At 63.6% G+C, this 19,963-nt stretch carries 19 protein-coding genes and 1 tRNA gene; 9 read left to right on the top strand and 11 right to left on the bottom strand.

The window, feature by feature from the left end; translation table 11 throughout:
* Nucleotides 1-268: 268 nt before the first annotated feature.
* From AC1DPX_RS06625 to AC1DPX_RS06600, 6 genes are all read left to right on the top strand, one after another.
* A tRNA-Ser gene (locus AC1DPX_RS06625) sits at nucleotides 269-358 on the top strand.
* A gap of 221 nt (nucleotides 359-579) precedes the next feature.
* Entirely contained in the window at nucleotides 580-996 is a 417-nt protein-coding gene (locus tag AC1DPX_RS06620; RefSeq protein WP_477235355.1) for a hypothetical protein, read from the top strand.
* A 326-nt stretch (nucleotides 997-1,322) separates the two neighbouring features.
* Entirely contained in the window at nucleotides 1,323-2,165 is an 843-nt protein-coding gene (locus tag AC1DPX_RS06615; RefSeq protein WP_202357369.1) for a transporter substrate-binding domain-containing protein, read from the top strand.
* A 142-nt stretch (nucleotides 2,166-2,307) separates the two neighbouring features.
* A complete protein-coding gene (locus AC1DPX_RS06610) occupies nucleotides 2,308-3,054 on the top strand; it encodes an ABC transporter permease (RefSeq protein WP_202357368.1) in 747 nt (248 codons plus the stop codon).
* 9 nt (nucleotides 3,055-3,063) lie between these two features.
* A complete protein-coding gene (locus AC1DPX_RS06605) occupies nucleotides 3,064-3,795 on the top strand; it encodes an ABC transporter permease (protein WP_202357367.1) in 732 nt (243 codons plus the stop codon).
* Nucleotides 3,795-4,610, top strand: a complete 816-nt coding sequence (locus AC1DPX_RS06600; protein ID WP_202357366.1) for an ABC transporter ATP-binding protein — start codon at nucleotides 3,795-3,797, stop codon at nucleotides 4,608-4,610. The genes AC1DPX_RS06605 and AC1DPX_RS06600 overlap by 1 nt, the downstream gene beginning before the upstream one ends.
* 21 nt (nucleotides 4,611-4,631) lie before the next feature.
* On the opposite strand, the gene recQ is transcribed toward AC1DPX_RS06600, so the two are convergent.
* Nucleotides 4,632-6,467, bottom strand: a complete 1,836-nt coding sequence (gene recQ / locus AC1DPX_RS06595; protein ID WP_202357365.1) for a DNA helicase RecQ — start codon at nucleotides 6,465-6,467, stop codon at nucleotides 4,632-4,634.
* A gap of 207 nt (nucleotides 6,468-6,674) precedes the next feature.
* Nucleotides 6,675-7,295, bottom strand: a complete 621-nt coding sequence (locus tag AC1DPX_RS06590) for an NAD(P)H-dependent oxidoreductase (protein ID WP_477235353.1) — start codon at nucleotides 7,293-7,295, stop codon at nucleotides 6,675-6,677.
* A gap of 86 nt (nucleotides 7,296-7,381) precedes the next feature.
* Between AC1DPX_RS06590 and AC1DPX_RS06585 the strand changes: the two genes are divergently transcribed.
* Together AC1DPX_RS06585 and AC1DPX_RS06580 are read left to right on the top strand one after the other, a co-directional pair.
* Nucleotides 7,382-8,053 (top strand): TetR/AcrR family transcriptional regulator, encoded by a 672-nt coding sequence (locus AC1DPX_RS06585; protein ID WP_477235351.1) that lies wholly within the window; start codon nucleotides 7,382-7,384, stop codon nucleotides 8,051-8,053.
* 36 nt (nucleotides 8,054-8,089) lie between these two features.
* Nucleotides 8,090-9,511 (top strand): coniferyl aldehyde dehydrogenase, encoded by a 1,422-nt coding sequence (locus AC1DPX_RS06580; protein WP_477235349.1) that lies wholly within the window; start codon nucleotides 8,090-8,092, stop codon nucleotides 9,509-9,511.
* A gap of 177 nt (nucleotides 9,512-9,688) precedes the next feature.
* Here AC1DPX_RS06580 and AC1DPX_RS06575 read toward each other — a convergent pair whose 3' ends face one another.
* The 3 genes from AC1DPX_RS06575 to uxaC all read right to left on the bottom strand — a co-directional run bounded on the left by AC1DPX_RS06575 (nucleotide 9,689) and on the right by uxaC (nucleotide 12,295).
* Nucleotides 9,689-10,027, bottom strand: coding sequence for a cupin domain-containing protein (locus tag AC1DPX_RS06575; RefSeq protein ID WP_477235347.1), 339 nt, complete (start codon nucleotides 10,025-10,027; stop codon nucleotides 9,689-9,691).
* A gap of 16 nt (nucleotides 10,028-10,043) precedes the next feature.
* The gene (gene kduD, locus AC1DPX_RS06570) at nucleotides 10,044-10,820 is read right to left on the bottom strand and encodes a 2-dehydro-3-deoxy-D-gluconate 5-dehydrogenase KduD (RefSeq protein ID WP_477235345.1); all 777 of its coding nucleotides are present in this window, start codon (nucleotides 10,818-10,820) and stop codon (nucleotides 10,044-10,046) included.
* Between the two features lie 65 nt (nucleotides 10,821-10,885).
* Entirely contained in the window at nucleotides 10,886-12,295 is a 1,410-nt protein-coding gene (gene uxaC / locus AC1DPX_RS06565) for a glucuronate isomerase (protein WP_477235342.1), read from the bottom strand.
* Between the two features lie 139 nt (nucleotides 12,296-12,434).
* Here uxaC and AC1DPX_RS06560 point away from each other — a divergent pair, with 139 nt between their 5' ends.
* On the top strand, nucleotides 12,435-13,934 hold the full coding sequence (locus AC1DPX_RS06560; RefSeq protein WP_477235340.1) for a mannitol dehydrogenase family protein: 1,500 nt from the start codon (nucleotides 12,435-12,437) through the stop codon (nucleotides 13,932-13,934).
* A gap of 48 nt (nucleotides 13,935-13,982) precedes the next feature.
* Here AC1DPX_RS06560 and AC1DPX_RS06555 read toward each other — a convergent pair whose 3' ends face one another.
* The 6 genes from AC1DPX_RS06555 to AC1DPX_RS06530 form a co-directional block, all read right to left on the bottom strand.
* A complete protein-coding gene (locus tag AC1DPX_RS06555) occupies nucleotides 13,983-14,390 on the bottom strand; it encodes a F0F1 ATP synthase subunit epsilon (RefSeq protein WP_202357358.1) in 408 nt (135 codons plus the stop codon).
* A gap of 99 nt (nucleotides 14,391-14,489) precedes the next feature.
* Complete coding sequence (gene atpD, locus AC1DPX_RS06550) at nucleotides 14,490-16,085, bottom strand: F0F1 ATP synthase subunit beta (protein WP_477235338.1); 1,596 nt, start codon at nucleotides 16,083-16,085, stop codon at nucleotides 14,490-14,492.
* Between the two features lie 70 nt (nucleotides 16,086-16,155).
* Nucleotides 16,156-17,040, bottom strand: coding sequence for a F0F1 ATP synthase subunit gamma (locus tag AC1DPX_RS06545; protein WP_202357356.1), 885 nt, complete (start codon nucleotides 17,038-17,040; stop codon nucleotides 16,156-16,158).
* Between the two features lie 32 nt (nucleotides 17,041-17,072).
* Nucleotides 17,073-18,602: a F0F1 ATP synthase subunit alpha gene (gene atpA, locus AC1DPX_RS06540; RefSeq protein ID WP_019861845.1), complete on the bottom strand. Its 1,530-nt coding sequence runs from the start codon at nucleotides 18,600-18,602 to the stop codon at nucleotides 17,073-17,075.
* A complete protein-coding gene (locus AC1DPX_RS06535) occupies nucleotides 18,602-19,162 on the bottom strand; it encodes a F0F1 ATP synthase subunit delta (protein ID WP_202357355.1) in 561 nt (186 codons plus the stop codon). The genes atpA and AC1DPX_RS06535 overlap by 1 nt, the downstream gene beginning before the upstream one ends.
* A 246-nt stretch (nucleotides 19,163-19,408) precedes the next feature.
* Nucleotides 19,409-19,804, bottom strand: a complete 396-nt coding sequence (locus tag AC1DPX_RS06530) for an AGROH133_08824 family phage infection protein (RefSeq protein ID WP_202357354.1) — start codon at nucleotides 19,802-19,804, stop codon at nucleotides 19,409-19,411.
* Between the last annotated feature and the right edge of the window lie 159 nt (nucleotides 19,805-19,963).

Below are 19,963 nucleotides of genomic sequence, written 5' to 3'. Positions count from 1 at the left end.
GTCAAGGCAACAGCCGTTGCCGGGACAGTCATTGGCCGGCAAAGACCGGGCAAGTAGGCATGACCACCCAGGCGTTGCCGTCGCCATGCGGCGAGGATGCGTTGTCGACCCGTGAAATCGCATGGGCTTGGCTGCAAAGTCCCGCCCTGTTTCAGCTGCTTGCCCGGCAGGCCAGGCGGCAAGCCAAATATCGGTGGATTTGGCCTTGTAACCTGCCCGTTCAGCCGTTATCTAGTGCGCCGCGCCGGCAACGGCCGACCATGACCGCGGAGAGGTGGCAGAGTGGTCGAATGCACCGCACTCGAAATGCGGCATGGGTGCAAGCCCATCGGGGGTTCGAATCCCTCCCTCTCCGCCATAAAGTTCTTATCTATCTGATACGTAACGATTTTTCACGCTGGCTGGCTTTTTCGCCGTGTAGCGGCGCACATGTCACGTGACAAAAATCCGGCTATGGTCGATCAATAACAGGATCTCGAAGGGACCATCCTGCGGAGAACCGTTTCGATATGCGCTCCGCGCGCAACCCAACAGCGTCCGATCGCTCTTTGGATCGGCTGTTTCACAACGGGTGACAAGATGATCGGGCGAACACTGGCGGCTGCCTTTGCAATTGCGGTTTCCCTCTCGCCTGCGCATGCACGACCACAGCATCGCTTGCCGAGCGGCTATAAATGGGGCCGGTGCCTGCTTGTTGTTCACGGCCAGACCCGCATATCCGGAAAATGCTATTATCAAATCGAGACGAGCGGCGATTTCAATATCCAGGGACCCAGGCAGGTTTTTGCAGGTATCGACTATCCTGACCCGCACAGCGGGGCCGGTGAAATGTCCCGGGATTACTGGGCGGTTGTCTACAAGAACGAAGATTCCTGGACAGGCTATTCTAACTCGGAGATTGACGAAACGCACGCTGACGAACTCGATTGGGGTGAGCTTCGTCGCGAAGGCGCCTGCTATGTCGGGAAGGACGTCAAGGTTTGCCTCTGGCACTAGAGGCTTTCAAAATGACTTCGCGGACTTCGCCTCTTCACGAGATTTTGATGACACGCCTGGCGCTGATCACGCATGGCACTGGCGCCAGAGCGAAGGCTGTGAACAGCCAGCGGGCAGCACCGCGCGATGGCTTACTCCGGCAAGACAATGGCTTAGCAAGGCGACCCCGCCATCGCGCCGGATTTCCCCGTGCCGCGGAACCTGCACCCGTGCAGCCTCAAGAATTAGCTCAATGCGGAGCGGAAAACAGCACTTGTGGGGGAATTGGGGCTACGCTAAGCAATTGGTATCTGAGGGTTCCAAGAATAAAAATGGGAGAAAGTGTCGTGACATCATCACGTTGGATTGCGCTTGCCGCGCTTGCGCTGACCTTTTCAACCCCGGCGTTGGCCAAGGACTGGAAGACCGTGACGGTTGCTATGGAGGGCTCCTATGCCCCATGGAACCAGACCGACCCCAGCGGCAAGATCGTCGGCTTCGAGGTGGACATCCTCAACGACGTCTGCGCTCGCGCGAAGCTCGAATGCAAGATCCAGGCGCAGGACTGGGACGGCGTCATTCCCGGCCTCACCGCGGGCAAGTTCGACATCGTCATGGACGGCATGTCGATCACCGATGAGCGCCTGAAGACCATCGACTTCTCGATCCCCTATGCCTCATCGCCGGTGGCTTTCCTCGCCGACAAGAATGGGCCGCTGGCACAGTTGTCCAACAGCGGCAAGATGATCGATCTTTCCAAGGACGACGCCGAGTCCAAGGCGGCGCTCGACACGCTGCGCAAGGAGCTGACCGGCAAGAATGTCGGCCTGCAGGTTTCGACCACGGAGGCGACGTTTGCCGACAAATATCTCAAGGATGTCGCCAACGTCCACGAATACAAGACCACCGACGAGCATGATCTCGACCTGATGGCCGGGCGCCTCGACGTGGCCTTCGCCGACACCACCTACTTCCTCGGCACGCTGGCCAAGCCCGACGCCAAGGACCTCGAATTCGTCGGGCCGCAGTTCAAGGGCGGTCCGATCCTCGGACCGGGCATCGGTGCTGCCTTCCGCAAGACCGACAAGGACCTGCAGGACATCTACAACAAGGCGCTCAAGGCCGCTCTCGACGACGGCTCGGTGTCGAAATACTCGATGCAGTGGTTCAAGATCGACATTACCAAGTAATGTCGCAAAGGGAGCAGCCAAGGCTGCTCCCTTTTTGCATCGAGTGCATGTCGCCCGAAAATGCCAGGCGGTTTCGGGAAACGGGATGCACCGAAGCAAGGCGAGCCGTCGTTGCATCATCTCGACGCCCGGGGAGGCGTAGGTGGACTTTCTCAACAGTCTCAAGGATCAGCTGTCGACGGCCTATGAGCTGTTGGCGGCCGGCTGGGGCTTGCAGCTGCTCTGGGGCATCGGCTGGACGCTCGCCGTCACTCTCGTTTCGATGATGATCGGCGCCGTGCTGGGCTCGCTTGTGGCGGCGGCCAAGCTATCGCATCGCGGCGGACTGAGATTCATCGGCGAGAGCTACACGACCGTGTTCCGCGGCGAGCCGGAGCTTCTTGTCATCTATCTTTTCTACTATGGCGGCACGCAGATCCTGACAGGCGTGGCAAGGTCCACGGGATCGATCGGTTCGGCCGACATCTTGAACATGCCGAGCTTCCTCGGCGGCGTGCTCGCTGTCGGCATCATTTCGGGCGCCTATCAGGCCGAGGTCTTCCGCGGATCGTTCCTGGCGATCCATCGCGGCGAGCTGGAAGCGGCGCGCGCCTATGGCATGTCGGCCTGGCTGCGTTTTCGCCTCGTGATCATGCCTCAGGTCCTGCGTCTGGCGGTACCGGGGCTGGGCAATGTGTGGCAGCTGACCATCAAGGATTCGGCTTTGATCTCGGTCACCGGCGTCGCCGAGCTGATGCTGACGGCGAACAAGGCCGCGCGTTCAACACACCACTCGCTGCTTTTCTACACCGTCGCCGGCATCCTCTACCTCGTGATGACGTCGATCTCGACGCCGATCTTCGACAAGGCCGAGCGCTACACCTCACGCAGCTTTCTGCGTCCGAAATAGGAGGTGGCGGTGGATTTCAACTTCTACCTTTCGACCATGTGGAGCGTGCTGAAAGCACTGCCGCTGACGCTTGAGATCTGGTTCTTCGGCATCGCCTTCGGCCTGGTCATCGCCACCGGCCTGACCTGGTTGCGGGCCTCGGGCTACAAATCGGGCGAATATTTCACCCGCGCCTATGTCTTCGTCTTCCGCGGATCGCCGCTGCTGGTGCAGCTCTATCTGATCTATTTCGGGCTTTCCCAGTTCGATTTTGTGCGCCACAGCCCGATCCTGTGGCCGATCCTGCGGGACCCCATGTATTGCACGATCGTCGCGATGGCGCTCAACACCGCCGCTTATGAGAGCGAGATTTTCCGCGGCGCGCTCCGGGCCGTGCCGGTCGGGCAAATCGAGGCGGCCAAGGCTTTCGGCATGTCTCCATTCACACGCTTCCGTATTGTCACATTGCCCATAGCGCTCCGCCTGGCCTTGCCGGCCTATTCGACCGAGATCATCCTGATGACCAAGGCGACCGCGCTCGCTTCCGTGGTGACCATCATGGAGATGATGGGAACGGCGCAGAAGATCCAGCACGACACGTTCCGGCCGATCGAGGTGCTGACCTGCGCCGGCGTGATCTACCTGCTGCTCAACCTGTCGATCGCGCGCCTGTTTGCCTGGGTTGAATACGTGCTTTCACCGCATCTGCGCCCCGCGCCCGATCAGTCCCAGCAAATCAAGCCCGTCCCGGAGGTGTTGTGATGTCGGCAAATGTCGCCGCTGCCGCGAAAGCAGCATCGTCCCCGGACGACAAGTCAGCCATCAGCGTCAAGGACATGCGCAAGTGCTTTGGCGATCATGAGGTGCTCAAGGGCATTTCGCTCGAAGCCCATAAGGGCGACGTCATTTCTATCCTCGGCTCCTCGGGCTCGGGCAAGAGCACGATGCTTCGCTGCATCAACCTCCTTGAGACCCCTGACTCCGGCGAAGTGCGGGTCGACGGCGAGCTCATCAAGATGAAGCAAAGCCGCGACGGTCATCAAGCACCGGCCGATATGCGCCAGGTCGAACGGATTCGGGCCAATCTCGCCATGGTGTTCCAGAGCTTCAATCTCTGGTCGCACATGACCGTGCTCGAGAACCTTGTCGCCGCGCCGACGCATGTGCTCAAGCGGCCGCGCGCCGAATGTGTGGAGCAGGCCGAGGCATTGCTGAAGCGCGTGGGGATATGGGAGCGTCGCAACTACTATCCCCCTCACATGTCAGGCGGCCAGCAACAGCGCGCCGCCATAGCGCGCGCGCTGGCGATGAATCCCAAGGTGATGCTGTTCGACGAGCCGACTTCCGCGCTCGATCCGGAACTGGTCGGCGAGGTGCTGCGCGTCATGCGCTCGCTTGCCGAGGAGGGGCGCACCATGTTGGTGGTAACGCACGAAATGAGTTTTGCCCGCGACGTATCGAGCAAGGTGATGTTCCTTCACAAGGGTGAGGTGGATTCGGTGGGTGAGCCAAAGGAGATGTTCGCGCACCCTCCCACCCAGCAATTCGGGCAGTTTATCGCGAATTTCAACAAGTGACGTGAACCGTGAAGCGCTTCTTCAGCTCGATGGACCGGATTGGTGTCCGGCAATCGCCTTTAGAAAAATCTCGCCGAACTCCTTGAGCTTGGCCCCTCCGACGCCATTGACCTCGGCGAAGGCGTCGAGGTCGCGCGGGCGCCGTTCAGCCATGTCGATCAGCGTGCGGTCGGAGAACACCACATAGGCCGGCACCTGGCGCTCTTTGGCGAGACGCAAGCGAAGCGTCTTGAGCGTGGCCAGCAGCGAAGCATCGACGCCTTCGGCGTTGGCACCCTCCGCCGCTCGCATCTTGCGCAGGGCGCGGCTGCGCATCTCGACGCGGTAGTGGAAGGGCACCTCGCCGCGGCCAAGCGCATGGCCTTTTTCAGCAATGGCGAGGCCGCCATGGCCGCTCGGGTCCGGCTCGAGGAAACCGCCGGCGACAAGTTGCCGGATCAGCGACAGCCAAAGATCCTTCTTGTGCGCCGCGCCGCCGCCGAAGCTGGCCAGCCTCTGATGGCCTCTGGCCAAAATCTTCTCGGTCTCATGGCCGAGCAGGATGTCGATGACATGGGCGGCGCCGAAGCGCTCGCCGCTCTGCGCGACGGCGGCCAGGATGATGCGCGCCTCGGCGGCGCCATCGGCGCGCGGCACCTGGTTCAGGCAGTTGTCGCAATTGCCGCAAGGTTCGGCTTCCTCGCCGAAATAGCCAAGCAGCACCTGGCGACGGCATTGCGCCGTCTCGCAATAGCCGATCAGCGTGTCGAGCCGGCGATGCGCGCGCCTCTTGTGCTCCACCGCTGCATCCTCGTCATCGATGAACAGCCGGCGCATACGGATGTCGCCAAGCCCGTAAAGCATGTGCGCCTCGGCCTTGCGTCCGTCACGCCCGGCGCGGCCGATCTCCTGATAGTAGGCCTCAAGGCTGCCCGGCATATCGGTGTGGAAGACATAGGCGACATCGGGCTTGTCGATGCCCATGCCGAAGGCGATGGTCGCCACCATGACGACGCCGGACAGCGTCATGAACGCGTTTTGATTGGCCTCGCGCGCCTCCTTGCTCATGCCGGCATGGTAGGCGAGCGCGGTGACGCCGTTCTTCTCGAGGAAGGCCGCCATCTCCTCGGTCTTCTTGCGCGACAGGCAGTAGACGATGCCGCTCTTGCCTGGGTGACGCTCGATGAAACGCAGCAATTGCCGCTTGCTGTCCTGCTTGGATTCGATGGCGAGCTTGATGTTGGGCCGGTCGAAACCCAGCACCAGCGTTTCGACCCGCTCGGCGAACAACCTGGCTTCGATGTCGCTGCGCGTGCTCTCGTCCGCCGTCGCCGTCACCGCGATGATCGGCACGTTGGGGAAGATGTGCCGCAGCCGCGACAAATCCTCATACTCAGGCCGGAACGCCGGTCCCCATTGCGAGATGCAATGCGCCTCGTCGATGGCGATCAGGCTGATGTCGAGCCTCGAGAGCGCCTCAAGCATGCGCTCTGTCATCAGCCGCTCCGGCGCCAGATAGAGCAGCCGCGTCTGGCCGGATGCCACGCGGCGCCAGGCCGCGACATTGGCTTCGCGGTCGAGCGAGGAATTGATCGTATCGGCGCCAACGCCGGCCAGCCGCAAGGCGGCGACCTGATCCTGCATCAGCGCCACCAGCGGCGAAACGACGAGGGTGAGCCCGCCCATGACCAGCGCCGGCACCTGGTAGCAGAGCGACTTGCCCGCACCTGTCGGCATCACGGCCAGCACATGGCGCCCGCCGAGCAGCGCGTCCATGACATCGGCCTGGCCGGGGCGGAAATCGTCGAAGCCGAACACGTCCTTCAGGACGCGCCGCTTGGGATCCTCGGCCCGGACACTCGCTGCCTGTGCCGACATCAGACGGACGCCGGACCGGAAGCGATTTTTCGGGGATTGGAGAGGATGTGGGAACCGATCAAGAGACTCTCCGCATGACGCCTTGGAGTAGCGCAGCCGTTCTCGGAACACAACCGGAACGACTGCCTTATGCCATCTTGTCGGTGGACGGACCTGCCCACCACTGTCCCGAAACGGAACCGGCTATGCATCACCGGACCGGACTGATCACGCCGCCTTGGTCACGCCGTCCTGCCTCTGCCGGCCAAAAACCCGGCGCCCGATGCGCTCCGCCGTTTCCAGCAGCGCATTCAGATCCTGGGCATCGGGCTGGATCAGCAACTCCGAGGTGACGACGCGGGCACCGCAATAGTCAAAGATGCCGTGGTCGATCTGCGTCTTCATGGCGCCGAAATAGCCGTGGCGCGCATAGGTCCGCTGATTGGCGCCGGCGCTGGCGATCAGGTGTACCGGGAGACGTTGAAGCTTCTTGACCAGTCTCCCCTCTGCGCCCTCGTCATAGGCCCAGCCATTGGCGAAGACGCGTTCGATCCACCCCTTGAGCAAAGCCGGCATGGACCACCAGTAGACGGGGTAGACCAGCACCAGCGCATCCGCCCGGTCGATGCGTGCCTGCTCAGCGGCAATGTCGTCCGACGTCGGCCCCTGCCGAAGGTGGACACCGATATCGCTGGCCGTGAAGCGCGGATCGAATTGTTCGGCGGCCAGATCGGCAAATTCAAAAGTGTGCAGCGAATCTGACTTGGAGATGCCCTCGGCAACACGCCTGCCCAGTGCGTGGGTGAAGGAGTTGGAATTGGGGTGTGCGACGACAATGAGAGCATGCATCGGAAATCCTTTTTGATCGTTTGCCGAGAGGCGGTTTTGCTTATATACTTTTAGTAACCTACTTTTGGTATATAGTGGTGTCAAGCGTGGCAAAACCGATTTCATCGCTGGTGAAAACCAGACGCCGCCTGTCGCGGCAGGACCGGCACGAGCAGCTTGTTCGCGTCGCCTGGCAATTGGTGCGGGAGGAAGGAACAGAGGCGCTTTCACTTGGCCGTCTGGCGGAGCGGGCTGAAATCGCCAAGCCGGTCGTCTACGATCATTTCGGCACACGCGCCGGCCTGCTGGCCGTGCTCTACCAGGATTTCGACGCGCGCCAGACCAGACTCATGGATGTCGCGCTGGAGGACAGCGAGCCGACACTGGAAAGCAAGGCCACCGTCATCGCATCCTCCTATGTCGATTGCGTCCTGCTCCAGGGCCGGGAGATCCCAGGCGTGATCGCCGCCCTTGCCGGCTCCCCTGAACTCGAAAGGATCAAGCGCGACTATCGCGCAGGCTTCATCGAAAAGTGCCGCCGCGTGCTGGCCCCTTTCACCGGAGATGCCGGAATTGCAACAGCCGGCCTGTGGGCAATGCTGGGGGCAGCGGATGCCGTGTCGGAAGCCGCTGCGATGGGAGACATCAGCGCCGGCCAGGCCCGGGACGAACTGTACGAAATAATCCTGTCTCTTGCCGCCAGAAGCTTGCACGGGGAGGCTCGGATGGCACCTTCCCCAGCGACATCTGTACCTCCGCTGGATTCCTTCACACGCTAGGATGTAAGCTTGGCCAGGCGAGCCAGGGAGGGCGCGATGCTGCAGGTGAGACAGGACGTCCTCGGCGAGCGATTCCGCTTGCAGCGCGCCGCCTTCGAGAGGCAGCCCTTTCCGGACCTCAGCGTGCGAAAGGACCGGCTGAAACGCCTGCTGGCCCTGACCGAGCGGCATGAGGCCGACATCTGCGCCGCGATAGACGCCGACTTTGGCGGCCGCTCGGCGCATGAGACGCGCCTTGCCGAACTGTTTGTCGTGCGCGCCGGCATTCGCCATACGCTTTCCCATGTGAAAGGCTGGATGCGGGAGCGTCGCGTCGCCACCACCTTGCCGTTCCTGCCGGGGCGAAACCGGCTCCTGCCGCAGCCGCTTGGCGTGGTCGGCATCGTCTCGCCGTGGAATTACCCCTTCCAGCTTGCCGTCGCGCCGGTCACGGCAGCGCTCGCCGCCGGCAACCGCGTGCTGGTCAAGCCGTCTGAACTGACACCGGCCTTCTCGGCGCTGCTCGCCAGGCTGGTCAGCGAGCACTTCGCCCCCGATGAGCTCAGCGTCATCACCGGCGACGCCGAGATGGGCAAGGCTTTCGTCTCGATGCCGTTCGATCATCTGCTGTTCACCGGCTCGACCCCGGTCGGCCGCCAGGTCGCGATCGCCGCGGCCGCCAACCTGACCCCGGTCACGCTCGAACTCGGCGGCAAGTCGCCGGCGATCTTCGACCCCTCCTGCGATCTCGACGCGGCAACGGCCAGCATCGCCTATGGCAAGCTGCTCAATGCCGGGCAGACCTGCATCGCGCCCGACTATCTGCTGGTCCCCAAGGGGCAGGCAGGCACGGTCGCCGCGAAACTCGCAACCGCTGTGGCGCGGCTCTACCCAACGCTCCGCGACAACCCCGACTATACCGCCATCATCAGCGACCGGCACCTTCAGCGCCTGCGCGCCATGATCGCGGAAGCCCGCGAGGCCGGTGCCGATGTCACCGAAATCAACCCGGCCGGCGAAGACCTCGGCACCGCGAGCCGCAAGCTTCTGCCGACCCTGGTTCGAAACGCCGGACCTGACCTGCGGCTGATGCGTGAGGAGATTTTCGGCCCGGTTCTGCCGATCGTCGAATACGGCACCGTCGACGAGGCGATCAGCCATGTGAACCAGGCCGACCGGCCGCTGGCGCTCTACTGGTTCGGCAATGACAGCACCAACCGCCAGCGCATCCTGCGCGAGACGGTCGCCGGCGGCGTCACCATCAACGACTGCATGCTGCATCTGGTGCAGGAGAACCAGCCTTTCGGCGGTGTCGGCGCCAGCGGCATGGGCGCCTATCACGGGCAATGGGGTTTCCGCACCTTCAGCAAGGAGAAGCCGGTTTTCCTGCAGTCGCGCTTGAGCGCCGGAGCCCTGCTGCGCCCGCCCTACGGTAAGACGTTCGAGCGGCTTTTCGGCCTGCTTCGACGGATCACCTGACCAATCGCCGAGAGCCTGCGCGCATTAAGTCTATTTTCACCATGATCAGGCAGGTTTCCTGTCCTGCGGTGATGTTTCGAGTACCGCGGCGCGACAAGCGCCCAGGCAACAAACCCGCGCCTTTTCCAAGGGGCGCGGGTTTTTCATTTCCGAATAGCAGCGAAATCGGCGGCCGTCTCAGGCGAGGAAATCAGCCCGGCGCGGGGTAAAACTGTCGACCAGCCGTCCCGCTTCCAGCGCCTTGACGCCATGCACCAGGCCGGACGGCACGATGAAGCTGCCGCCGGCCTCGAGGATTTCGGTTTGACCGTCTATGGTCACCTCGAAACGGCCCTCGGCGACATAGCTAGACTGGACATGCGGATGCGAATGCAAGGCGCCGACGCCGCCCCTGTCGAAGCCGAACTCGACCAGCATCAGTTCATCGGTCGAGAGGAGAACACGCCGCCTGTTGCCGTCGGGGGTCGGCGTCCAGGCGCCCTCGCCGGCATGCGCGAAGATCTTGGGCTTCGTCATCGTCGTTGTCCTCTCCTCACCGCGCCAGCCAGCCGCCATCCACCGGCACCGCCGCGCCATGCATGTAGTCGGAAGCCCGAGCCAGCAGGAAGACGGCGGCATCGCCAATATCCGACTGCTCGCCCCAGCGCCCGGCAGGGATGCGCGCAAGAATGGCGGCGCTGCGGTCGGGATCGGCGCGCAGCGCTTGCGTGTTGTTGGTCTCGACATAGCCCGGCGCGATGGCGTTGACGTTGATGCCCTTGGCCGCCCATTCGCAGGCGAGCAGCCGGGTAATGCCGAGCACGCCATGTTTCGAAGCGGTGTAGGACGCGACGCGGATGCCGCCCTGGAAACTCAGCACCGAGGCGATGTTGACGATCTTGCCCCCGCGGCCATCCGCAAGCGCGCGCCTGGCGAACGACTGACAAAGCAGGAAGACCGTCTTCAAATTGACGTCCATGACGTCGTCCCAGTCGGTCTCGGTCAGATCGACGGCATCGGCGCGCCGGATGATTCCGGCATTGTTGACCAGCCCGTCGAGCGGCCCGCTTTCGTCCCACACCCGATCGAGCATCGGTCCGGCGGCCGACGTGTCGGCAAGGTCGGCGCTCACCGCCTCGAACCGGCCGCCAATGGCCGCCACCTTGCCCGCCGTATCGTCCATCGGCGAGCGGCCAACCCCGATCACCACACCGCCGGCGCGGGCGATGGAAAGGACAATGCCTTGTCCGATACCGGTGTTGGCGCCGGTGACCAGGATGCGTTTGCCGGCCAGGCTGAAGGCGGAAAGATCGATACCGGTATTGTTCATGTCCGCCCCGTCAGCCTGTCACACTGATCCAACGTCCGGCGACTTGGGGTGTGGAGCAGCCGCCATCAAAGCCGGTACGCCTTCTTCGCCAGCGTATGGGCCAATTCCCGCGCCAGCTCATGCGCCTCGTCCTCGCGCAGCCGGTGCTCGGCGACGAGACGCGCGAGGAAGGCGCAGTCGACTCGCCGCGCCACATCGTGGCGGGCCGGGATCGAGGGAAACGCACGGGTGTCGTCGTTGAAGCCGACAGTGTTGTAGAAGCCGGCGGTTTCCGTCGTCATCTCGCGAAACCGGCGCATGCCTTCCGGACTGTCGTGGAACCACCAGGCGGGGCCGAGCTTCAGCGCCGGGTAAACGCCGGCCAGTGGCGCCAGTTCGCGCGCGTAGCTGCTCTCGTCGAGCGTGAAGAGGATCACCGTCAGGTCCCGCTCCAGCCCGACACAGTCGAGCAACGGCTTCAGCGCCGTCACGTAGTCGATCCGCGTCGGAATATCGAAACCCTTGTCGCGGCCGAACCTCTGGAAAATGGAAGGCGAATGATTGCGCCAGGAGCCTGGGTGGATCTGCAGCACCAGCCCGTCATCCCTGCTCATCTTGGCCATTTCGGTCAGCATCTGGGCGCGGAACAGTTTACGCTCGCGCTCGTCCTGCGAGCCGCGGCGGACGCGGTTGAATAGCTCCTGCGCCGCCGCGTCGGAGAGATTGGCGGTCTCCGCCGTCGGATGGCCATGGTCGGACGAGGTCGCGCCAAAACTCTTGAAGAAGGCGCGCCGCTGCCGATGCGCGTCGAGATAGCCGGCCCAGTTGCCGGTATCGCAGCCGGTGATCTCGCCAAGCCGGTCGAGATTGGCCGAAAAACCTTCGAAATCGGGATCGATGACCGCGTCCGGCCGATAGGCTGTGACGACGCGGCCCTCCCAGCCGCTGTCGCGGATCATCTTGTGCCATTTGAGATCGTCGAGCGCGCCTTCGGTCGTGGCGATGACCTCGATGTTGAAGCGCTCGAACAAGGCGCGCGGGCGGAAATTCTCCCACTGCAGCACCGTCGCTATCGTGTCGTAATGGCGGTCGGCCGTCGCGGCATCCAGCGGCTCTTCGATGCCGAACAGATGCGCCAGCACATGGTCGAACCACAGCCGGGTCGGCGTGCCGCGAAACAGGTAATAATGCTCGGCAAAGCGCCGCCAGATCGTCCTGCCGTCGGTCTCCACCGGGGCGCCATCCAGGCTCGCCACGCCGAGATCCTCCAGCCGTATGCCCTGGCTGAACAGCATGCGGAAAATGTAGTGGTCGGGCGCGATGAGCAGTTGCGCCGGATCCGGGAACGGCTCGTTCAGCGCATACCAGCGCGGATCGGTGTGGCCGTGCGGGCTGACGATGGGCAGGTCCTTGATGCCGGCGTAGAGGTCGCGGGCAAGCGAGCGCGAATGCGCTTCGGACGGAAACAGCAGGTCCGGATCGGTCAGCGCGACCATGGGGAAAGCGGCTCCTCCAGTCTGGATAGCGGTACGTTCGGGCCAAGGCGATGTCAATGTGCGTTGGCAAAGCGGCATCCTTGCGGCAGGCGCGAACAGGTGTTACCCCGCCTGTCATCCACAGCCTCCCAGCCCCGGTATGGTGATGACAAGAAGCCATCTGTCCGACGCGACGCTACACAAGCTGCCCGCAGGCACCAAAATCCCTGCATATGACCGCGGCCGCATTGCTCCCGGCATCGTGCATCTCGGCGTCGGCGCCTTCCATCGCGCCCATCAGGCCGCCTATGTCGACGAGTGCCTGGCGTCGGGCGAAACGGAGTGGGGCATAACAGGCGTTTCCTTGCGCAGCCCCGACACGCGCGATGCGCTGACGCCGCAGGACGGGCTCTACACGCTGGCGATCCGCAGCAGCGGCGAGGAGGAGCTGCGGGTCATCGGCTCGATCCAGTCGATGCTGGTGGCGCCGGAAGATCCGGGCGCGGTACTGGCCGCACTGACCGATCCGCGCGCCCGCATCGTCACGCTGACCATCACCGAAAAGGCTTATCTGCGGGCCGCGGGCGGTGGATTGGACGCCGCCCATCCCGACATCATCCACGATCTGGCCAATCCGCGGGTGCCAAAGACGGCGCATGGTTTCCTCGCCGAGGCGCTTGCCCGAAGACTGGCCGCCGACACACCGCCCTTCACCGTGCTGTGCTGCGACAACCTGCCGGCCAACGGCGCCACGCTGCACCGGCTGCTGACCGAATTCGCCGGATTGCGCGATGCCACGCTTGCCACGGCAGGCGACACTGGAATCGCCGACCATATCGCGAACCATGTCGCCTTCCCGTCGAGCATGGTCGACCGCATCGTGCCGGCAACCACCGACGCCGACCGGGCACGCATCGCCGGCGAACTCGGCGTCGACGATGCCTGGCCCGTGATGACCGAGCCGTTCCGCCAATGGGTGGTCGAGGACAATTTTTCCGCCGGCCGGCCGGACTGGGAAAAGTTCGGCGTCACCATGGTCGGCGATGTCGGCCCCTTCGAGGACATGAAGCTCAGGCTCCTCAACGGCGCGCATTCGGGCATCGCCTATCTCGGCCTGCTCAGCGGCCACGCCACGGTCGACCGCGCCTTCGCCGATCCGGCGATCCGGCAATTTGTCGATGGGCTGTGGGCAGAGGCCATCCCGACATTGCCGGAAGATGCCGGGCTCGACACATCGACCTACACAGCCGAGCTTGCCGAACGATTTTCAAACACCGCGCTCGCCCACCGCACGGCGCAGATCGCCAATGACGGCAGCCAGAAACTGCCGCAGCGCATCATCGCTTCCGCCCTCGAGTGCCTCGAAGCCGGCACCGAGTTTGTGCATCTCACGCTGGTGGTCGCGGCCTGGATCGCCGCCTGTGCCGCGCGCGGAAAAACCTTGCCCGAAAACCATTTCACCGATCCGCTCGATGCAGCGCTGACGGCACTTTTGGACCAGCAATTGCCGGCGAACGAAACCGTGACGGCCGTGTTCGACCTGGCCGGCTTCGCCGGAGACCATGCCGAGCGCCAGACGCTGATCGAACTCGTGGCCGTGCATCTCGTCCACCTGCGGCGCGATGGCCCGACATTGGCCTTCGCAGCCTTGGGCATATAAGAAAAGCGGGGCAAGGCCCCGCTTTTGATCAAGTCATTGGTATGGATTTCAGGCCGGAATGATCGCGCCTTCCAGCGTCGTGAGCTGGCTGAGGAATTGCTCGGCCTTGCTGCGCGCCTGGTCGTCCTTGGCGTCGGCGGCATCTTCCTTGGCTTCCTGGATGCGGCGGGCGAGATCGGCCCGGTCGACATCCTTCACCGCCACTGCCGATTCCGCCAGCAGCGTGCAGCCGGCCGGGACGATGTCGGCGAAACCGCCGAACACGACATAGCGTTCTTCACCGCCCGAGGCGGTCTTCACCGTGACGACACCCGGCTTGATCGTGGTCATGACCGGCGCGTGATGCGCCATCACGGTCATCTCGCCTTCGGCGCCCGGAATGACGACGGATTCGACCTGCTCGGAAACCAGCAGGCGCTCCGGCGAGACCAGTTCGAATTTGAAAGCTTCAGCCATATCATCTTAGCGAGTAGGGAATAGTGAGTAGCGAGTAGGGAAGAAACTCGCTCGGCTCACCTTGCCCTATTCGCTACTCCCTATTCGCTATTCGCTTCTTTACGCTGCTTCAGCCGCCAGGCGCTGTGCCTTCTCGACCGCTTCCTCGATGCCGCCGACCATGTAGAAGGCGGCTTCCGGCAGGTGATCGTAGTCGCCGTTGCAGAGGCCCTTGAAGCCCTTGATGGTGTCGGCGAGGTCGACGAGCTTGCCCGGCGCGCCGGTGAACACTTCGGCGACGAAGAAGGGCTGCGACAGGAAGCGCTCGATCTTGCGGGCGCGGGCCACGGTCTGCTTGTCCTCTTCCGACAGCTCGTCCATGCCCAGGATGGCGATGATGTCCTGCAGCGACTTGTAGCGCTGGAGGATCGACTGCACCTGGCGGGCAACGGCATAGTGCTCTTCGCCGACGACCATCGGGTCGAGCATGCGCGAGGTCGAATCCAGCGGATCGACCGCCGGATAGATGCCCTTTTCGGCGATGGCGCGGTTCAGCGTCGTCGTCGCGTCAAGGTGGGCGAACGAGGTCGCCGGCGCCGGGTCGGTCAAGTCGTCGGCGGGCACGTAGATGGCCTGCACCGAGGTGATCGAACCCTTGGTGGTGGTGGTGATGCGTTCCTGCAGCGCGCCCATGTCGGTGGCGAGCGTCGGCTGATAGCCCACGGCCGACGGGATACGGCCGAGCAGAGCCGACACTTCCGAACCCGCCTGCGTGAAGCGGAAGATGTTGTCGACGAAGAACAGCACGTCCTGGCCCTGGTCGCGGAAATATTCAGCGACCGTCAGGCCGGTCAGGCCGACGCGGGCGCGCGCGCCCGGCGGCTCGTTCATCTGGCCGTACACGAGGGCGGCCTTGGACCCTTCGCCGCCGCCCTTCTTGTTGACGCCGGATTCGATGAACTCATGATAGAGATCGTTGCCTTCGCGGGTGCGCTCGCCGACGCCGGCGAACACGGAATAGCCGCCATGCGCCTTGGCGATGTTGTTGATCAGTTCCTGGATCAGCACGGTCTTGCCGACGCCAGCGCCGCCGAACAGGCCGATCTTGCCGCCCTTGGCGTAGGGCGCCAGAAGGTCGAGCACCTTGATGCCGGTGATCAGGATCTGCGCTTCGGTCGACTGCTCGACATAGGTCGGAGCCGGCTGGTGGATGGAGCGCATCTCGATCGCGTCGACCGGGCCTTCTTCGTCGACCGGCTCGCCGATGACGTTGATGATCCGGCCGAGCATGCCCGGGCCGACCGGCACGGTGATCGGCGCACCGGTGTCACGCACTTCCTGGCCGCGCACCAGGCCTTCGGTGGAGTCCATGGCGATGCAGCGCACGGTGTTTTCACCCAGATGCTGGGCAACTTCGAGCACCAGGCGATTGCCGACATTGGTCGTCTCGAGCGCGTTCAGGATCGCCGGCAGGTGATCGCCGAACTGCACGTCGACGACGGCGCCGATGACCTGGCGGACCTTGCCGACAACGCCGGTTGCCTTGGTGGCCACGGCCGAAGTCTTGGCCGCCGCGGCCTTGGCCGGCGCTGCCGCCGTCTTTGCCGGAGCTGCCTTCGCGGCGGCTGCCGGAGCCTTGGCCGCCTTTGCGGGGGCTGCGGTCTTCGCGGCTGCGGCCTTGGGGGCCGCCGTCTTGGGGGTCGCTGCTTTCGCCATCGTCTTTACCCTTTTTCGTCCTTTGTTTCTCACGCGGTCCAGTCGCGGGCCGATGGCCCGCGAACCGCGCCTAGAGCGCTTCGGCGCCCGAAATGATTTCGATCAGTTCCTTGGTGATCTGCGCCTGCCGCTGGCGGTTGTAGGTGATCGACAGCTTGTTGATCATCTCGCCGGCGTTGCGCGTCGCATTGTCCATCGCGCTCATCTTGGCGCCCATTTCGCCGGCCGCGTTTTCGAGCAGCGCCCGGAAAACCTGGACGGAAATGTTGCGCGGGATGAGGTCGGAGAGGATTTCGCCCGGCTCCGGTTCGTACTCGTAGACGGCATTGCCGCCATCCACCGCCGCGGCGGGAGCCGAAGCGACGCCGGCCGGGATGATCTGCTGCGCGGTCGGAACCTGGCTGATCACCGACTTGAACTGCGAATAGAACAGCGTGCAGATGTCGAAAGCGCCCTCGTTGAAGAGGTGGATGACCTTCTTGGCGATCGCGTCGGCATTGACGAAGCCGAGCGTCTTGACCTCACGCAGGTCGACGCGGTCGAGGATCAGCGAGGCATAGTCGCGGCGCAGGATATCGAAACCCTTCTTGCCGACGCAGATGATCTTGACCTGCTTGCCGTCGGCCAGAAGCCGCCGGATATGATCGCGGGCAAGGCGGGCGATCTGCGAATTGAAGCCGCCGCACAGGCCGCGCTCGGCCGTGCAGACGACGAGCAGATGCACATTGTCCTTGCCGGTGCCGGTCATCAGCGCCGGGGCATCGCCGCCGCCGCCGATTGCCTGGGTGATGTTGGCGAGCACGGAACCCATGCGCTCCGAATAGGGGCGCGCCGCTTCCGCTGCCTCTTGCGCACGGCGCAGCTTCGCCGCGGCGACCATCTGCATCGCCTTGGTGATCTTCTGCGTCGCCTTGACCGAGGCGATACGGTTACGAAGGTCTTTTAATGAAGGCATGCTTCAAACCTGATCCCGTCTTGTCGCTTCGCTCAGGCGAAGGTCTTGGCGAAAGCGTCGATCTCTGCCTTCAGCTTGGCGCGCAGATCGTCCGACAGCGCCTTTTCTTTGCGGATGGCATCGAGAACGTCCTTGCCCGCCGCACGCATGTGGCTGAGCAGGCCATGCTCGAACTTGCCGACCTGGTTGACCGGCAGCTTGTCGAGATAGCCGTTGACGCCGGCGAAGATCACCGCGACCTGCTCTTCCGTCTTCAGCGGCGAGAACTGCGGCTGCTTCAGGAGTTCGGTCAGGCGCGATCCGCGGTTGAGCAGGCGCTGCGTGGCGGCGTCGAGATCCGAGCCGAACTGCGCGAAGGCCGCCATTTCGCGGTACTGCGCGAGCTCGCCCTTGATCGAGCCGGCAACCTGCTTCATCGCCTTGATCTGCGCCGAGGAACCGACGCGCGACACCGACAGACCGACGTTGACGGCCGGACGGATGCCCTGGAAGAACAGGTTGGTTTCGAGGAAGATCTGGCCGTCGGTGATCGAGATCACGTTGGTCGGGATGTAGGCCGACACGTCGTTGGCCTGGGTTTCGATGACCGGCAGAGCCGTCAGCGAGCCATTGCCCAGATCGTCATTGAGCTTGGCGGCGCGCTCGAGCAGGCGCGAGTGCAGGTAGAAGACGTCGCCCGGATAGGCTTCGCGGCCCGGCGGGCGGCGCAGGAGCAGCGACATCTGGCGATAGGCGACGGCCTGCTTGGACAGATCGTCGTAGCTGATCAGCGCATGCATGCCGTTGTCGCGGAAATACTCGCCCATGGTGCAGCCGGCGAACGGCGCCAGGAACTGCATCGGCGCCGGATCGGACGCGGTGGCGGCGACGATGATCGAATATTCGAGCGCGCCGCGCTCTTCCAGCACCTTGACGAACTGCGCGACGGTCGAGCGCTTCTGGCCGACGGCGACGTAGACGCAGTAGAGCTTTTCCTTCTCGGGACCGTTGTCGTGCACCGATTTCTGGTTGAGCATCGTGTCGAGGATGATGGCGGTCTTGCCGGTCTGACGGTCACCGATGACCAGCTCGCGCTGGCCACGGCCGACCGGGATCAGCGCGTCGATGGCCTTGAGGCCGGTCGACATCGGCTCATGCACCGACTTGCGCGGAATGATGCCGGGCGCCTTGACGTCGACGCGCTTGCGTTCGGTCGCCTTGATCGGGCCCTTGCCGTCGATCGGGTTGCCGAGCGCGTCGACGACGCGGCCGAGCAGGCCCGGACCGACCGGAACGTCGACGATGGCGCCGGTGCGCTTGACGGTGTCGCCTTCCTTGATGTCGCGGTCGGCGCCGAAGATGACGACGCCGACATTGTCGGCTTCGAGGTTGAGCGCCATGCCGCGGATGCCGCCGGGGAATTCGACCATTTCGCCGGCCTGGACATTGTCGAGGCCGTAGACGCGGGCGATACCGTCACCGACGGACAGCACCTGTCCAACTTCGGAGACCTCGGCCTCCTTGCCGAAATTCTTGATCTGGTCTTTCAGAATTGCGGAAATTTCCGCGGCGCGGATGTCCATCAGCCGACCTCTTTCAGTGCAAGCTTGAGCGAATTGAGTTTGGTTTTGAGCGACGTATCGATCTGGCGCGAGCCCATCTTGACCACCAGACCGCCGAGCAGCGACGGATCGACGGTGACGGAGATGGCCACGTCCTTGCCGGCAACGCTTTTCAGCGCCGCCTTGAGTTCGGTCTGCTGGGCAGCCGTCAGCTCGTGGGCCGACGTCACTTCAGCAGCGGTCTCGCCACGGTGTTCGGCGGCGATCTGGCGGAACGCCTTGATCATGCCGGGCACGGCGAACAGGCGGCGATTGCGGGCGACGACGCGCAGGAAATTACCGGTGAGGCCGGTTATGCCTGCCTTGTCGGCGATCGCCGCGATGGCCTTGGCCTGCTCCTCGCTGGAGAACACCGGGCTGTTGATGAGCCGGGTCAGGTCCGAGCTGCCCGCGAGCATCGCCTCGAAACTGTTGAGGTCGGCCTCGACCTTGGCCACGGAATTTGCCTGCAGGGCGAGTTCGAACAGCGAACCCGCATAGCGTTCTGCGACACCTGAGATTGGCGATGACGATTGAGCCACGGACCGTCTTTTCTCTTGTCTGACAGGCCGCAGATTGTTGGCGCGAGCAAAAACTCTGGCTAAATCTTTGACCTTACTGCATTTTTTCAAGCACGGAGGCGCGGCTTCCGCTATCCCCGGCCGAAAGTCGATTGCCGTCTAGCACAGGCATTTTAAGACCGCAATGCGTCGTTCCGCATGGTTTTCAGGCACTATTGTCGCATCCGGCAAAAGACCAGGGTCTTGCGCGCCGGAATAGCTAGGGATTCAGGGCACAAAGCCGAAGGCGAAGGCGAGCGGCAACGCCGCCAGGACCAACTCCACCACAATGGAAACCCAATTGAAAGGTGTGTTGGCGCCATCCGACATCATCGACAGCAGCCGGCCGAAGGCGGTGAACAGCCAGGAGAAGCCGAGCGCCATGTAAACCAGCGGCTGCGCCAGCAGGATGCAGCACAGGCCGACGCCGAGATAGAAGCCCGACATCCTGCCGCGCCCCTCGGCGATCGCCGCCGTTTTCTCAGGCTTGGCCTGCAGGCGCAGGATGCGGAAGGCGAGGTTCGGTGCCAGGAAAAACAGAAGTCCGAGCAGGACGGTGAAGACGGCGCTCGACCAGGCCAGCCATTCGCCCTGGCTCGTCGGCCATGGAAGCGCAAAGTCCATTGTGTCTCACCCCCTCACAAGAATTGCGGATGCATTGAATGTCACCCGTGGCGGAAGTCAAGCGCACAGCCGGCACGCCCGAGGTTTCGCCAAGGCCTCCCAGGAAATGCCCACCCGGGAAGCACCGGCTCCACGCTGATRTGGCTGTTGCGCAAGAAA

This window comes from Mesorhizobium sp. 01N446 (assembly GCF_056399285.1).
This window is presented reverse-complemented; position numbering and strand designations above follow the sequence as displayed.

What these genes read in the sequence shown, in the direction of transcription:
- AC1DPX_RS06620 (WP_477235355.1), top strand. Translation starts at nt 580, where the DNA reads ATGATCGGGCGAACACTGGCGGCTGCCTTTGCAATTGCGGTTTCCCTC.
- AC1DPX_RS06600 (WP_202357366.1), top strand. Translation starts at nt 3,795, where the DNA reads ATGTCGGCAAATGTCGCCGCTGCCGCGAAAGCAGCATCGTCCCCGGAC.
- recQ (WP_202357365.1), bottom strand. Translation starts at nt 6,467, where the DNA reads ATGTCGGCACAGGCAGCGAGTGTCCGGGCCGAGGATCCCAAGCGGCGC.
- AC1DPX_RS06590 (WP_477235353.1), bottom strand. Translation starts at nt 7,295, where the DNA reads ATGCATGCTCTCATTGTCGTCGCACACCCCAATTCCAACTCCTTCACC.
- AC1DPX_RS06580 (WP_477235349.1), top strand. Translation starts at nt 8,090, where the DNA reads ATGCTGCAGGTGAGACAGGACGTCCTCGGCGAGCGATTCCGCTTGCAG.
- AC1DPX_RS06575 (WP_477235347.1), bottom strand. Translation starts at nt 10,027, where the DNA reads ATGACGAAGCCCAAGATCTTCGCGCATGCCGGCGAGGGCGCCTGGACG.
- kduD (WP_477235345.1), bottom strand. Translation starts at nt 10,820, where the DNA reads ATGAACAATACCGGTATCGATCTTTCCGCCTTCAGCCTGGCCGGCAAA.
- uxaC (WP_477235342.1), bottom strand. Translation starts at nt 12,295, where the DNA reads ATGGTCGCGCTGACCGATCCGGACCTGCTGTTTCCGTCCGAAGCGCAT.
- AC1DPX_RS06560 (WP_477235340.1), top strand. Translation starts at nt 12,435, where the DNA reads ATGGTGATGACAAGAAGCCATCTGTCCGACGCGACGCTACACAAGCTG.
- AC1DPX_RS06555 (WP_202357358.1), bottom strand. Translation starts at nt 14,390, where the DNA reads ATGGCTGAAGCTTTCAAATTCGAACTGGTCTCGCCGGAGCGCCTGCTG.
- atpD (WP_477235338.1), bottom strand. Translation starts at nt 16,085, where the DNA reads ATGGCGAAAGCAGCGACCCCCAAGACGGCGGCCCCCAAGGCCGCAGCC.
- AC1DPX_RS06545 (WP_202357356.1), bottom strand. Translation starts at nt 17,040, where the DNA reads ATGCCTTCATTAAAAGACCTTCGTAACCGTATCGCCTCGGTCAAGGCG.
- atpA (WP_019861845.1), bottom strand. Translation starts at nt 18,602, where the DNA reads ATGGACATCCGCGCCGCGGAAATTTCCGCAATTCTGAAAGACCAGATC.
- AC1DPX_RS06530 (WP_202357354.1), bottom strand. Translation starts at nt 19,804, where the DNA reads ATGGACTTTGCGCTTCCATGGCCGACGAGCCAGGGCGAATGGCTGGCC.